Origin of the sequence: Campylobacter sp. CNRCH_2014_2849, from assembly GCF_025772845.1 — a bacterium.
Taxonomy (GTDB): Bacteria; Campylobacterota; Campylobacteria; order Campylobacterales; family Campylobacteraceae; genus Campylobacter_D; species Campylobacter_D lari_D.
Genome location: NZ_JAKMSW010000008.1, coordinates 25684 through 39898 on the forward strand (window position 1 = coordinate 25684; position 14215 = coordinate 39898).

Consider the following 14215-nt stretch of genomic DNA (forward strand, 5'->3'; position numbering starts at 1 on the left):
GGATAAAAAATGGCAAAAAATAATTTAATTGGCGGATCTATTTGGGATGAGTATTCTCAAAAAGTACAAGATAGAATGAATAACCCTCAACATATGGGCGAATTTACACAAGAAGATGCACAAAAAGCAAATGCAAAACTTATTATTGCAGATTTTGGAGCTGAAAGCTGTGGTGATGCAGTTAGACTTTATTGGCTAGTGGATGAAAAAACAGATAAAATCATTGATGCTAAATTTAAAAGCTTTGGCTGTGGAACAGCAATAGCAAGTAGTGATACTATGGTTGATCTTTGCATAGGTAAAACCGTGGATGAAGCTGTTAAAATTACAAATTTAGATGTTGAATTTGCTATGAGAGATAATCCGCAAACTCCTGCGGTTCCACCTCAAAAAATGCATTGTTCGGTTATGGCTTATGATGTTATCAAACAAGCAGCAGCACATTATAAAGGAATCAATCCTGAAGACTTTGAAGATCAAATTATAGTTTGTGAATGTGCTAGGGTAAGCCTTGGAACTATCAAAGAGGTAATTAAACTAAATGATTTACATACAGTAGAAGAAATCACACAATTTACAAAAGCAGGAGCTTTTTGTAAATCTTGTGTTAAACCTGGAGGACATGAGAAAAAAGATTATTACCTTGTAGATATTTTAGCTGAAACTAGAGCTGAAATGGATAGAGAGAGATTAAAAGATCAAAGTAAAGCAGATATTGCTTTTGATGATATGACCATGGTTAAACAATTAAAAGCAGTAGAGGCTGTTTTAGATAGCGATGTGCGTCCGATGCTACACGGAGATGGTGGGGATTTGGAAGTAATTGATATACAAAAAAGTGAAAGTAAAAATATAGATGTATATATACGCTATCTTGGAGCTTGCAGTGGTTGCTCAAGCGGAAGTGGCGCAACTTTATATGCCATAGAAAATATCTTACAAGAAGAACTTAGTCCAAATATACGCGTTATACCTGTTTAAGCAGTTTTTCTGCTTAAACTTTTAAATTTCAAGCCTTTTTATGTTAAAATAACGCATTAATTAAAAATTTAAAAAGGCTATTTATATGCAAAGACTTCAAACCTTTGTTAAAAGCGAAACTTTTCCGGGTGTTTTGCTAATATTTTTCACTTTACTTGCATTAATTTTACAAAACAGCTCTTTAACAGATCAATACACTAACTTTTTAAATATTCCTTTTGGGTTTCAAGCAGGAAGTTTAGAAATTTTCAAACCTTTGCTTTTATGGATTAATGATGGACTTATTGCGATTTTTTTCTTTGCCATAGGGCTTGAATTAAAGTATGAAGTAACAAGAGGACAGCTAAATAGTATAAAAGCTATGTCTTTACCTGTATTTGCTGCACTTGGTGGTATGATAGTACCTGCATTGATTTTTGCATTTTTTAATTATAAAGATGCTTTTGCTTTGCAAGGTTGGGCTATACCAACAGCAACTGATGTGGCTTTTGCAGTAGGAATTTTAATGCTTTTAGGTAAAAAAGTACCTACTTCATTAAAATTATTCTTGCTTTCCTTGGCTATTTTTGATGATTTGGGTGCGATTATTGTGATTGCTTTATTTTACACAAGCGAGCTTTCAGTATTTGCTATGATCGCTGCTTTGGTATGTATATTAGCACTTTATTTATTAAATCATTTTCATGTTACTAAAAAATCCTTTTATATCATTATAGCTATAGTATTTTGGATAAGCATGCTAAAAAGTGGAGTGCATGCAACTTTAGCGGGTGTGATTACTGCTTTGTTTATACCACTTGAAACAAAAAATGGAAAATCTTTTTTAAAAGAAATCGAACATGATTTAGCACCTTGGGTAAGTTATTTTATTTTACCTATTTTTGCCTTTGCAAATGCAGGTGTTGATTTAAAAGATATGGATCCAAGCTTTATGTTTTCTTCGGTTAGCTTAGGTATTATTTTAGGTTTATTTTTAGGAAAACAAATAGGTGTCTTTTTATTTTCATATATTAGTATAAAACTAGGCTTAGCAAAACTTCCACAAAATGTTAATTTCAAACAACTCTATGGAGTTTGCATACTCACAGGTATAGGTTTTACCATGAGCTTTTTTATAGATGGCTTAGCTTATCAAAATAGTGATATTTTTGCATATTCAGATAAGCTTGCTATTTTAATAGCCTCTTTGTTAAGCGCTGTGATTGGCTATGTTTATTTAAAACTCATTTATAGTTTCAAAAAATGAAATTTAAAAACCTCCAAAGCTTTTTATCTCTTGAAATTTTAGGAGGATTGTTGCTTTTAATAGCAACAATCTTTGCTTTATTACTCAAAAATAGCCCTTATGGACAACACTATATGAATTTTTTAAGTGTAGAAATGGGTATAAAAATAGGAGCTTGGGAGCTTTTTAAACCTTCTTTGTTATGGATTAATGATGGGCTGATTGCAATTTTTTTCTTTGCAATAGGACTTGAATTAAAAAAAGAATTTGTTCAAGGAGAATTTAAAACTCTTAGCAATATTACTCTACCCTTAATAGCTGCTATAGGTGGTATAGTAGTACCTGCTTTGATATTTTGTGCTATTAATTTTAATGATACTTATGTTTTAAAAGGTTGGGCTATACCAACAGCAACTGACACTGCATTTGCTCTAGTTATACTTGCAATGCTAAAACAACGCATACCAAGCTCTTTAAAAATATTTTTAGTTTCTTTGGCGATTTTTGATGATGTAGGAGCTATTTTAATCATTGCTATTTTTTATACAGGTGAGCTTTCAACTTTGGCTTTTTTTGTTGCCTTTTGCTGCATTGTTGGCTTGTTTTTACTTAATCGCTTAGGTAATGAAAGAAAATCATTTTATTATATACTTGGTGCTCTGCTTTGGCTTAGTGTATTAAAAAGCGGAGTACATGCGACTTTAGCAGGTATTATTACTGCTTTATTCATTCCTGTATATACAAAAAACAATCATGCTTTATTAGAAGAAATTGAGCATGGGTTAAAATTTTGGATAGCTTTTATAATATTGCCACTTTTTGCTTTTGCAAACGCAGGAGTTGATCTTTCTAAAATAGAATTTCATATGCTTTTTAGTGGTGTAAGCATGGGTATATTTTTGGGACTTTTTGTTGGAAAACAACTAGGTGTATTTGGCTTTGCCTATATGGCGATTAAATTCAAACTTGCAAAACTACCAAAAGATGCAAATTTTAAACAACTCTATGGAGTTTGCATACTCACAGGTATAGGTTTTACCATGAGCTTTTTTATAGATGCTCTTGCTTATGAAGTGAGTGATATATTTAATTTTGTAGATAACTTTGCAATCTTACTAGCCTCATTAGCTTCTGGTGTATTTGGCTATTTTTACCTGCGTTTTATTAAATAATTAAGCTTTTTTTAAATTAAATAAGATATAATTTCATTTCTTATTTAATGTTTTGGCCCATTCGTCTAGCGGTTAGGACATCGCCCTTTCACGGCGGTAACACGAGTTCGAGTCTCGTATGGGTCACCACTCTTTTAACTCCTAAATAAAAATAGCATAAACAATAGTTTCAATATTTAAGCTTAATATAAATTTAATATATCAAATAAATATTCTAAAATAAAATATAAATAAATATTGCTTACTAGCAAAGCTCGCAGGGATTTTATAAAAACATTATAAATAACAAAACTTGCATTTTAAAATCTAAAAAATAAAATTAGCTTTCTTTATTTTCTCCATCCTTAAAAGAAAATATAGGCAAACTTAAACCATAATGTATCGCTAAAAGTCTTGCTATAGTTCCTACAATCAATGAAGCAAGAATTACCCATAATTCATCTATGCCTAAAATATGCAATATATAATACAAAGCTCCTGTTAATATGGCCACACCTGCATAAATTTCTTTTTGAAATACAAGTGGTATCCTAGCACATAATATATCTCTTAATATCCCGCCAAATACACCTGTAATCACAGCTGAACTCACAGCCACTATAAAACCATACCCCATTTCTATTGCAATTTGTGCGCCTAAAACACTAAAAACAACCAAACCTATAGCATCTAAAATTAAAAAAAGTTTTTCAAGTCTTATAACATATTTAGCAATTTTTGTTGTAATCATAGCCGCAACACAAATCAAAATGACATATTCAGGAGTTTTAATCCAAGTTAGCGGATGATGATCAAGTAAAATATCTCTAATAGAACCTCCACCAATAGCTGTTACCAAAGCTATAAATATCACTCCAAAAAGATCCATTTTGTGCCGTCCTGCAGCAATAGCCCCCGTCATTGCATCAACAGTAATTCCGATAATATAAAGTATAGTTAAAAGCATAATGAGTTAAAACCCTTGTTAAACAAGGGTTAATTTTTACTCACGATATTAATGATATTTTGAGCTACTTTTTTAGCAATAGGCTCAACAAATTCAGCAGGAGAAGTAAATCCTACGCAAGAGCAGTTAATCTCACCTAAAACATATTTATCTTTACCATTTTCATCTGTATCTAAGATAAAATCGGCAGTCCAAATTAAAGGAATATCGTAATTTCCAAGCTTTGAACGAATTTCAGGTAAGGTTGCTAAAAACCAATCTACCAATTCTTGCCAATCTTTTGGCTCGTCATATCTATACTTTGCACCTGAAAAAAGTGTAGCAGAGAATGCATCAGCACCTTCTGCAGGCTTTTTATGCACTACATAAATTGGAGTATGATAAAGCATTAAAATTCTAATTTCACCTTCTTTAATACGCGGTAAGAAAGTCATATCTACAAGCATACCATTATCACCCACAATGTATTGCTCACAAAAATCCATAAATTCACCAAGCTCTCTTTCTTCTGTATGATTGTCTTTTGCTTCTGTGCATTTGATTTTTGCATTTAATGGCACACTTGTAGTCCCTGCTGGCAGTTCATCTATTAATCTCACACGCCAAATTCCCTCACCTGTTGAACCACGATTTTGCTTCAAAACCCTCTCGCCTTTTGCTAAGGTTTTTACAAAACTTTCTTTAAAAGTTTTAATATCATAATACGCATAAGTATCTTCAGGCACTAAAGCTGTTTTATTAAGCTTAGTAAGTGCATCTTTAGCGCCATATCCTATCATCGCATCAGGATGAGGCATACCTATAACACCATTTGCACAAAGTTTTCTTAACATATCAAAGTATTCATTTTCTTCTTTTAAATTTCCTGGGTTAATTCTAGAAACATAAGCATCAGCATTGTTTTTTACATATTCATAAATTTCGTCTTTTTTTTCAACTTCAAAAAAGATAACCTCAGCGTTCCAACCTTGCTCTTTTAAAGCATTTACCATAGGCATGGTGTCTTTTCTATGGCCATCTTTACCTTTATCGCTACCACCTCTAACTTCAAAAAATACGATATTTTTTTTCATATTGCTCCCTTTTTAAAGATATTTTATCATCATATCAAAATAAGTATTAAATTTTTATTTATTTTTTCCATAAATACATTGTAAATTTTGCAAATTTGAACTTGCATTTAAAAGTAAAGCATCGGCCATGCATATAGCTACCATAGCATTTACTACAACACTGCCTCTTATACCCACACAAGGATCGTGTCTACCTTGTAACTCGTGTATAATATTTTCTCCTTGAATATTTTGTGTTTGTTGGGGTAAAAATATAGAAGGAGTTGGTTTAAAATATGTTTTTATATCGATAAAATTTCCATTAGAAATTCCACCCAATATACCTCCGCTATGATTGCTTAAAAATACTCCATCTTTTAGCTCATCATTATTTTCGCTTCCATACATATAACTGCTTTGAATGCCACTTCCTATTTCTACAGCCTTAACTGCATTTACACCCATAATCGCATGAGCAAGTTTAGAATCAAGCTTATCATACAAAGGCTCACCTAAGCCTTTAATAGGGTTTTTCACTCTAGTAAAAACTCTAGCGCCTATGCTGTTTTTAGCTTTTTTAGCTTTTAAAATTTCATCTTTAAAACTTTGCTCTAAATTTTTATCTAAAGCATAAATTTCACTATTTTTAGCATAATTAAAATCGAACTCATCATTACTAAGTTTGCTATCAATACTTCCTACCCCAAAAACTCCACTCATTATTTCTATATCAAACTCTTTTAAAAGCATACAAGCTAACGCCCCTGCTGCCACTCTTGTTACACTTTCTCTAGCGCTAGCTCTTCCACCACCTCTATAATCTCTAATGCCGTATTTGTGATAATAAGTAAAATCAGCATGTGCAGGACGAAACACATCTTTTTCATAATCTTTTGAGCGTGTATTTTCATTATACACCAATACACTTATAGGAGTTCCTGTTGTATAACCCTCAAAAACCCCGCTTAAAACTTGAGCTTTATCTTCTTCTTTTCTAGGAGTGCTAAATTTATTTTGACCTGGTTTTCTTTTATCTAGCATTTCTTGCAAAAAATCAAAGTCAAACTTCACCCCTGCTGGCATACCATCTATCACACAACCCATAGCTTGACCATGAGATTCGCCAAAGCTTGTAAATTTAAATCTTTTTCCAAAGCTATTCATAGTTTTCCTAATTTTTCAAGTGCTATTTTGGCACATTGTTGTTGGGCTTCTTTTTTACTACCTGCTATAGATCTTGCTACTTCTATACCTTGAATTTTTACTGCAATTTCAAATTGCTTTTTATGATCAGGTCCAAAAGCTTTCATCACTACATACTCAGGTGTGCCTGCCATATTTGCTTGTGTAATTTCTTGAAGTCTTGTTTTATAGTCTTTAAATAAACTTTGTGTATCAATATGTGGATAAACTTCATTGAGTAAATTTAATGCTATGTTTTTAGTTTTTTCAAAACCTATTTCCAAATACAAAGCTCCCATTAAAGCTTCAAAGGCATCAGAAAGTATAGAAGGTTTATTGCGTCCATCATTATTTTCTTCTGCAATAGACATAAAAATACATGCTCCAAGATCAAGTTTTTGTGCTAAGGTTGCAAAAGATTTTTCATTTACCAAAGCTGCCCTAAGCTTAGAAAGGTTTCCTTCTGAGTCTTTTTGGAATTTAAAAAACAAAAACTCCCCTACTACTAAATCCATTACAGCATCACCCAAAAATTCTAATCTTTCGTTATTATAAGGCTTTTTATAGCTTTTATGTGTCAAAGCTTCGATGAGCAATTGCTCATTTTTAAAATGATAACTTAATCTTTCTTGGAGTTTTTTAAGCATTTATTGACCTTTCTTCTTGGAGCTTTAAGGCTGCATTTCTTGCTAGCTCATCACAACGCTCATTTAATTCATGGCCATTGTGTGCTTTGATCCAAAAAGCAGTTATTTTATGATCTTTAGCAACATTTAAATACTCTTTCCAAAGATCAATATTTTTTTTACCTTTAAAATCTTTTTTTATCCAACCTTCAAGCCATTCATTAATACTTTGCACCATTAAATTTGAATCTGTGTATAATTTTACCTCGCATGGCTCTTTTAAAGCTTTCAAAGCTTGTATAATGGCCATTAACTCCATACGATTATTTGTTGTATTCTCACATGCCCCACTTTGTTCTTTTTGATGATTTTTATAAGTTAAAACATAAGCCCACCCTCCAAAACCAGGGTTATTTAAACACGAGCCGTCTGTATAAATTTCAATATTTTTCAAGCTTTTACCTCATAATAAATCTCACATTTTCCAAATTCATAACAAAATGGACAATGATAAAAAAACAAAGGACTTTGATTTTTGCAATTATTACACACATAAGTAAAGCTAAGATTAGCACTTAGCTTATTATCATTTAAAATTTTTAAAATTTTTAGTTTATGATTTTTAATAGGAATAGATTTTGTACTTAAATTTTTTGCATAAAAAAACTCATGGTATTTTTCATCTTCAAGATTAAGTGGGCTTTTGCACTCATTAAGCAAATCAATAACATTTTCAAATTTAGGCATTTGAGTAAGTTTATCTTTATAGTGTAAAAAACAAAATCTTAAAACATACTCATTATCTTTGCTAAAAATTAAAATTTCTTTAATCTTTTGCTCTTGCTCTTTAGAACTTGATTGAATTTTTAAAGCCTTTATCAAAGCTTTTTCTGCATATATATTTTCTCCAAGCTCAAACAAACATTCTAAAACATCTAAAACCTTATCATAATCTTTAAGTTTTAAATACACAATTTTTAAAAGTTTTAAGCTTTCTTTATTGCGTGCTTTGATTTTTAAAGCATTTAACAAAGCTTCTACACTACGCTCTAAAAATCCTGCTTTTAGATAAACTTGTGCTAATGAAAAAAAGATAAATTCTTTTTGGTTAGCCTCATTTGTCTTTTGCAAAGCTATAAGATAAATTCCCACAGCTTTTTCAAATTCACCACTTTTGGTAAAAATTTGAGCTAGGAAATTTAAATTTTCTATACTTAAATTGGCATTTTTTAAAATCTGCTGATGGGTAGAATTGATTTCAAATTTTTTTACAAAACGATCAAGCTTGCTTTTTTGATCTTTGCTTGCAAAAAACCGCCATATATAATGTGAGCTAGCAACGATAAAAATCAAAGCCGTCAAAACAATAAGACCGAATAAAGGATCGCGGTATTCTACAAAGAAAAAATCCATAATCTTGCAACTTAACTTTCAAATTTATAACAATTATAGCTAAATGCTTATATAATTTTCTTTAAGGTTTAAATATGATAGAACAAGCAAGTATAGAACAACTTTTACAAAAAACAGATATTGTTGATATTATAGCTCATTATGTTGAAGTAAAAAAACAAGGTTCAGGCTATGTATGCGTTTGTCCTTTCCATGATGATAAAAATCCTAGCATGCATATTAATTCTATTAAAGGATTTTATCATTGTTTTGCATGTAAAGCTGGGGGCAATGTTTTTAAATTTGTAATGGATTATGAGAAATTAAACTTTGTTGAAGCGGTAGAAAAGGTTGCTTCGTGGAGTAATTTTTCACTTACTTACACCTCACAAAAACAAGACAATAAAAAATCTATCACTCACATCTTACCTACTCTTAATGCTTTTTATAAACAAAATTTAACAAAAAACAAAGAAGCTTTAACTTATCTTTATAAAAGAGGTTTAAATGATGAGGATATTAGAACCTTTGAGCTAGGCTTTGCACCAAGTTCTAATGAAACACTAAGACTTTTACAAAATGAGCAAATCACTCAAGAAGAAGCCTTAGAGGTTGGCGCAATAAAACAAAATGAAAATGGTGCTTATGCAAGTTTTATCAACCGCATTACTTTTAGTATTTATGATCATAAAAATTTACTCATAGGCTTTGGTGGTAGAACTTTAGATGAAGCAAATATGGCAAAATATGTTAATTCACCTCAAAGCAAACTTTTTGATAAATCACGCGTTTTTTATGCACTCAATTTAGCAAAAGATACCATTTACAAACAAAAAGAAATGATAATTTGTGAAGGCTATATGGACGCCATAGCCTTTCATAAGGCAGGATTTAAAAATGCTGTAGCGGTTTTAGGAACAGCTTTAGGTGAAAATCACATACCTTTGATAAAAAGATTAGAGGCAAGAGTGATTTTGTGCTTTGATAATGATAATGCAGGACTTAATGCTGCCGTGCGTTCAGCACATTTACTAAGTTTAGCAAAAATTGATGGAAAAGTAGTTTTAATAGAAGGTGGGAAAGATCCGGCTGAACTAGTGGCCGCTCATCAAGAAAAATTGCTTTTTAATATTTTAGAAAAAGGTATAGAACTTGGAGAATTTTATATAAGAAATTTGATCACAAATTTTGATTTAAGCTCAGCACTTAGTAAGCAAAAGGCTTTAGAAGAGGTGCAAAAATATACTTTTAACCTTGAACCTTTAATAGCAAATTCCTACACTACCTTAGTAGCAAATCTTTTGGGTGTAAATATTAATGATATAAAACTTTCTAAAAATACTAGAAAAAATATAATTTTTTTTACTCCTACAAAACAAAATAAAATCAACAACATAAGCGAGTTGGAACTTTTGAAATTTTTATATGAAAATCAAAAAGCCATAGGACTTTTTAAACTTTTAAGCGCAAAAGAATATTTCTTACATAAAGATATTGCTAAGGCTATTTTAGAACAAAAAGACTTTAATGATCCTAGCATAAGAGAACTTTATGAGATCGAAAATATTAAAATTTTAAGCAATTTAGAAGAATTTTTATATGCTATTTGCAAAATTAATTTTGCTCATTTTAACAAATTAAAAAACTTAAATTTAAAACAAGCCTTTAAAAAGCAAATTTATAATTTGCTCAATCAAAATTTAGAAAAAATCAAAAAAAACTATCAAAATGATGAAAATTTTTTTAATCATTTAATGGAAGTTTTAAAAAATGTCCAATTTTTAGATGATGAGGGAAGTTTAGAATTATTTTTAAGTAGATTACAAAAAAATATAAAAGATAAAAAAGCAATTCATTATAACTTTGAAGAAGAAGTTTTTTAAATAAAAACTTACATAAAAATTAAAAAATATTCACTACAATATACCAAAAATTTCGAAAGGAAAAAATGAAAGCATTAGCACTTTTTAGTGGTGGCCTTGATTCTATGCTTGCTATAAAGCTTATAAGCTCTCAAGGCATAGAGGTAAAAGCTTTAAATATCAATATAGGCTTTGGTGGCACAAGCGATAAAAGCGAACTCATGGCAAAACGCGCTGCTATGGCAGGGGCTAGTTTTGAAATGATAGATGTAAAAAATGCATATTTGCAAGAAGTTTTATTTAATCCTCAATATGGTTATGGAAAACATTTTAACCCTTGTATAGATTGTCATGCTTTTATGTTTAAAACCGCTCTTTCTATGTTAAAAGATGAAAATGCAAGTTTTATCATCACAGGAGAAGTAGTTGGTCAACGCCCTATGAGTCAAAGAAATGATGCTATGGCCAAGGTTAAAAAACTAGCACTTGATGAAGAAGATTTAATCTTGCGTCCAATGTGCGCTAAAAATTTACCTTTAACTAAACCTGAGCGTGAGGGTTGGGTTGATAGAGAAAAGTTAGAAAACATAAGCGGAAGAAGTAGAAAAAGACAACTTGAACTAGCTTCCAAATTTGGTTTTGAAGATTTTGAAAGTCCAGGTGGTGGATGTTTGCTCACACTTGAGAGTTTTTCAAATAAAATCAAAGATTTTATTAAATTTGATAAAAATATACAAGTTAATGACGCTCAACTTTTAAAATATGGACGCCACTTAAGACTTCCAAATGGCTCTAAAATGATAGTAGGTAGAAATGAGCTAGAAAATCAATTTTTAAAAGAATTAAAAACTAAAAAATATGAAGAATTAAAACTCTTTGATTTAATCGGTGCTTATTCTTTGGTAGATGAAAATATCAATCCGCAAGATCTTGAACTTGCTCTAAGCATAGCACTAACTTATGCTAAAACTCAAAATAATACAAAATACAAAATAGGTTTTAAAGATAAAATTTTCCAAAGTATGGCTTTTGAAGATAAAAATAAAATTCAAGAGTATTTTATAAATTAAACTACCCTTAAAAAGGGTAGTTTTTTTAGAATTTCTTTCTTCTAACTTCTGCTACAATATCAGCCGACATAGAATCAACTTCATTTGCTACAGAATTAGTTGCATGTGCAATTTGTGAGTTTTCTTTAGTTAAACCATCTATTACTGAAACAGATTGATTAATTTGTGAAATTCCTAAAGCTTGCTCTTTAATACTCTCACCCATTTCATTAATAGATTGAACTAAGATATTAGTATTAGCTTCAATCTCACCTAAAGACTTTTGAGTTCTTTCTGCTAGATTTCTAACTTCATCAGCAACAACAGCAAAGCCACGACCATGTTCTCCTGCACGAGCTGCTTCAATAGCTGCATTTAATGCAAGTAGGTTAATTTGATCAGCAATATCTCTAATAACATCAGTTACATCTTTAATATCGCTACTTTGTTTAATAACCTCTTCAGTTCTTGCTGCTACTGCGTTCATAGAAGCACTCATTTCTTCAACAGCAGCTGCGCTTTCTTGTAAAGAATCAGCTTGTTTTTGTGCGCCATCATTAAGCTTTAAAACACTTTCTTTTAAAGCATCAGCTTTAGTTTGAAGCATTTCCCCTTGTTTTAATGAAGCTTGAAGCATTTTTCTTATTTCTTCTCCGACTGCATTAAGCGATTTTTCTATCTCACCATCAGCATACTCAAGCTTATCTGAAAAATCAAGATTTTTAAAACTTTTAAAAACTCTTTCTATTTCATTTAAATCTTTACCAATTTTCATTTGCATATCATCAAGCATTTTATTTAATACTTCTTTTAATTCCACAAGTTTTGGATTAACAGGATTCGCTTTTATTCTTTGAGTAAAATGTCCTTTTTCTATATCACAAGATACTTCTAAGATATTTTGCACAGTTATGTCATCTTTTTCTAAACAAGTATGTATATATTGAACATTATCATTAATCATTAATGCCATTTTTCCAAGTTCATCATTATATCTAGGAATTAAAACCTCAACGGTTGGAAGCTCATGATTTAAGTATCTAAAAAATTTCATTAAATGATCTTGAAGTCTTTGCACTCTTATAGAAACTATTCTTTTTACTGAAGTACCAATCACAACTACTATAACAATTATCGCTATAATAGAATTAATCAAAATAATATTTCTTAAATCCACAATAGAAGCATATACAGATTCATTTGGGACAATAGCCAACATAGCCCAATAAATTCCTGTATTTGGCCATATTTCAAATACTCTTATAGCACCATGATATTCACTACCATCATCTGCTTTATAATCAATAGCTCCTGCATGGATAGTTTTTTGTGCTTCTATTATATGAGCTGTATTTTTATTAACCTCTGTAATCTTTTTTGTAACAAATTCAGCATTTGGATGCGTAGCTATAACACCATTACTTGCTATTAAAATCCTTCTTGCTCCTTGATAAATAGATCTTGAAGAATCATTTAAAAAATCAGCCGTAGGTTTAAGATCAAAAAGCATACCAACAACACCTATAGCCTTTCCTTTTTTATCTGCAATAGGCGCAGCTACATGAACACCTAGAAATTTATTTCCATGTATGTTATACCATCTTGGTTCTCCAAAATATAACTTACCCCCCCCCCATCAAATTTTTTATAGCATTCGTTTTAGCAATCTCTTCACTTGCTGCTAAAGTTTGCATACCGCCAGCATTGTTAATATCTACATCTCTCATTAACACCATAAATTCATTATTATTTGAAAAATATTTTACATCAACACCCAAATTTTTATATGCAGTTCCGTCTTTTAAATAATAATAACCATAAGCTATATCTCCATTTGCGTCAATGGCTTCTCCGAGGATATTTTCTATCCTTTTTGGGTTTATAGCACCTTCTGAAATAAGATTGTTTAAAGTTCTTTGTGTACCAATAGTACTGACGAATAAAGACCTAATGCTCGCTTCAGCTTGATTTCCATAACGATGCACAGAAGCTGTGAGTGTATTTTCTATTTGTGTATTTAAAATAGCTGTGGATCTGTTTATAATCAAAAAAGATAAAATACTTAAGATTAAAACAACCGTTATAATAGCTATTGCAACTATTTTAGCACCAAGACTCCAATTACGCATTTTTTCTCCTTTAGTTAATAAATTATAAATTTTTATAATTATAAAAACTTTTCATTAAATAAAAATTAAAATTTATTAAAATATTAAATATTTTATAAACAATAAAAATTATCAAGTTAAAGCTAAAGAATTGAGTAGTTTTTACAAAGAAAAGAAGTTGAAGATTTATTTAAATGGATGAATGAAAATGCCAAATTACCTCGTTGGTTGAGCATAAATGGAATAGATTATGATGAAGCTTATGATAAAATTTTTCACACAAGTAAAAGCATAGATGAGTTTAAAGAAAAATACCTTGAGCTTCAAAATACATACTTTGTTGATTTTAGCAAAAAGATCAGTGAACCTCAGGAAACTTTAGAAAAAGACAAAGAAAAATCTTTCAAAACTATACAAGGTGAAAGTAAAAACAAAGAAACCTACAAAGATGATAATGCAAAAAAAATGAACTTATAAAAAACTTTTAAAAAATAAATTTAGCACAAGAGAAGAATTAGAAATTCTTTTTGGTATGAAATTTAATGATGATGTGGGAGAATTTAATCAATTTCTTTCTCAAAATATCACTCCAAAAATTATAGATATTAAAGTTTAAAAAT

Annotated in this window: 13 protein-coding genes, 1 tRNA gene and 1 pseudogene; 7 read left to right on the forward strand and 8 right to left on the reverse strand. The window is 30.4% G+C overall.

The genetic code is table 11. The features are described from left to right. Nucleotides 1–9: 9 nt before the first annotated feature. The 4 genes from L8X33_RS06550 to L8X33_RS06565 all read left to right on the forward strand — a co-directional run bounded on the left by L8X33_RS06550 (nucleotide 10) and on the right by L8X33_RS06565 (nucleotide 3507). Nucleotides 10–981, forward strand: coding sequence for an iron-sulfur cluster assembly scaffold protein (locus tag L8X33_RS06550; protein ID WP_263670283.1), 972 nt, complete (start codon nucleotides 10–12; stop codon nucleotides 979–981). Nucleotides 982–1066: 85 nt separating this feature from the next. Further along, nucleotides 1067–2227: a Na+/H+ antiporter NhaA gene (gene nhaA / locus L8X33_RS06555; protein WP_133319000.1), complete on the forward strand. Its 1161-nt coding sequence runs from the start codon at nucleotides 1067–1069 to the stop codon at nucleotides 2225–2227. Beyond that, nucleotides 2224–3378, forward strand: coding sequence for a Na+/H+ antiporter NhaA (nhaA, locus tag L8X33_RS06560; RefSeq protein WP_263660661.1), 1155 nt, complete (start codon nucleotides 2224–2226; stop codon nucleotides 3376–3378). The genes nhaA (L8X33_RS06555) and nhaA (L8X33_RS06560) overlap by 4 nt, the downstream gene beginning before the upstream one ends. Before the next feature lie 54 nt (nucleotides 3379–3432). Then, nucleotides 3433–3507, forward strand: a tRNA-Glu gene (locus L8X33_RS06565). Nucleotides 3508–3697: 190 nt separating this feature from the next. Here L8X33_RS06565 and L8X33_RS06570 read toward each other — a convergent pair. The 6 genes from L8X33_RS06570 to L8X33_RS06595 are packed head-to-tail and all read right to left on the reverse strand — an operon-like array spanning nucleotide 3698 to nucleotide 8597. Beyond that, complete coding sequence (locus L8X33_RS06570) at nucleotides 3698–4324, reverse strand: trimeric intracellular cation channel family protein (protein ID WP_220566464.1); 627 nt, start codon at nucleotides 4322–4324, stop codon at nucleotides 3698–3700. Between the two features lie 29 nt (nucleotides 4325–4353). Beyond that, a complete protein-coding gene (locus L8X33_RS06575; RefSeq protein ID WP_263670284.1) occupies nucleotides 4354–5397 on the reverse strand; it encodes a Cj0069 family protein in 1044 nt (347 codons plus the stop codon). Between the two features lie 54 nt (nucleotides 5398–5451). After that, entirely contained in the window at nucleotides 5452–6540 is a 1089-nt protein-coding gene (gene aroC, locus L8X33_RS06580; protein WP_263670285.1) for a chorismate synthase, read from the reverse strand. Then, on the reverse strand, nucleotides 6537–7205 hold the full coding sequence (rnc, locus tag L8X33_RS06585) for a ribonuclease III (protein WP_220566461.1): 669 nt from the start codon (nucleotides 7203–7205) through the stop codon (nucleotides 6537–6539). The genes aroC and rnc overlap by 4 nt, the downstream gene beginning before the upstream one ends. Beyond that, entirely contained in the window at nucleotides 7198–7638 is a 441-nt protein-coding gene (rnhA, locus tag L8X33_RS06590; RefSeq protein WP_263661619.1) for a ribonuclease HI, read from the reverse strand. The genes rnc and rnhA overlap by 8 nt, the downstream gene beginning before the upstream one ends. After that, a complete protein-coding gene (locus L8X33_RS06595) occupies nucleotides 7635–8597 on the reverse strand; it encodes a hypothetical protein (RefSeq protein ID WP_133319007.1) in 963 nt (320 codons plus the stop codon). The genes rnhA and L8X33_RS06595 overlap by 4 nt, the downstream gene beginning before the upstream one ends. Before the next feature lie 74 nt (nucleotides 8598–8671). Between L8X33_RS06595 and dnaG the strand changes: the two genes are divergently transcribed. Together dnaG and L8X33_RS06605 are read left to right on the forward strand one after the other, a co-directional pair. Next, a complete protein-coding gene (gene dnaG, locus L8X33_RS06600) occupies nucleotides 8672–10459 on the forward strand; it encodes a DNA primase (protein WP_263670287.1) in 1788 nt (595 codons plus the stop codon). Nucleotides 10460–10524: 65 nt separating this feature from the next. Then, nucleotides 10525–11508: an argininosuccinate synthase gene (locus L8X33_RS06605; RefSeq protein WP_263670288.1), complete on the forward strand. Its 984-nt coding sequence runs from the start codon at nucleotides 10525–10527 to the stop codon at nucleotides 11506–11508. A gap of 25 nt (nucleotides 11509–11533) precedes the next feature. On the opposite strand, the gene L8X33_RS06610 is transcribed toward L8X33_RS06605, so the two are convergent. Both L8X33_RS06610 and L8X33_RS06615 read right to left on the reverse strand, forming a co-directional pair. Further along, nucleotides 11534–12997, reverse strand: a complete 1464-nt coding sequence (locus L8X33_RS06610; protein WP_133319010.1) for a methyl-accepting chemotaxis protein — start codon at nucleotides 12995–12997, stop codon at nucleotides 11534–11536. Nucleotides 12998–13109: 112 nt separating this feature from the next. Further along, on the reverse strand, nucleotides 13110–13616 hold the full coding sequence (locus tag L8X33_RS06615; protein WP_263660654.1) for a hypothetical protein: 507 nt from the start codon (nucleotides 13614–13616) through the stop codon (nucleotides 13110–13112). A 372-nt stretch (nucleotides 13617–13988) separates the two neighbouring features. Between L8X33_RS06615 and L8X33_RS08795 the strand changes: the two are divergent. Continuing rightward, nucleotides 13989–14211, forward strand: a pseudogene (locus L8X33_RS08795) (hypothetical protein); the annotation flags it as partial. Nucleotides 14212–14215 lie beyond the last annotated feature (4 nt).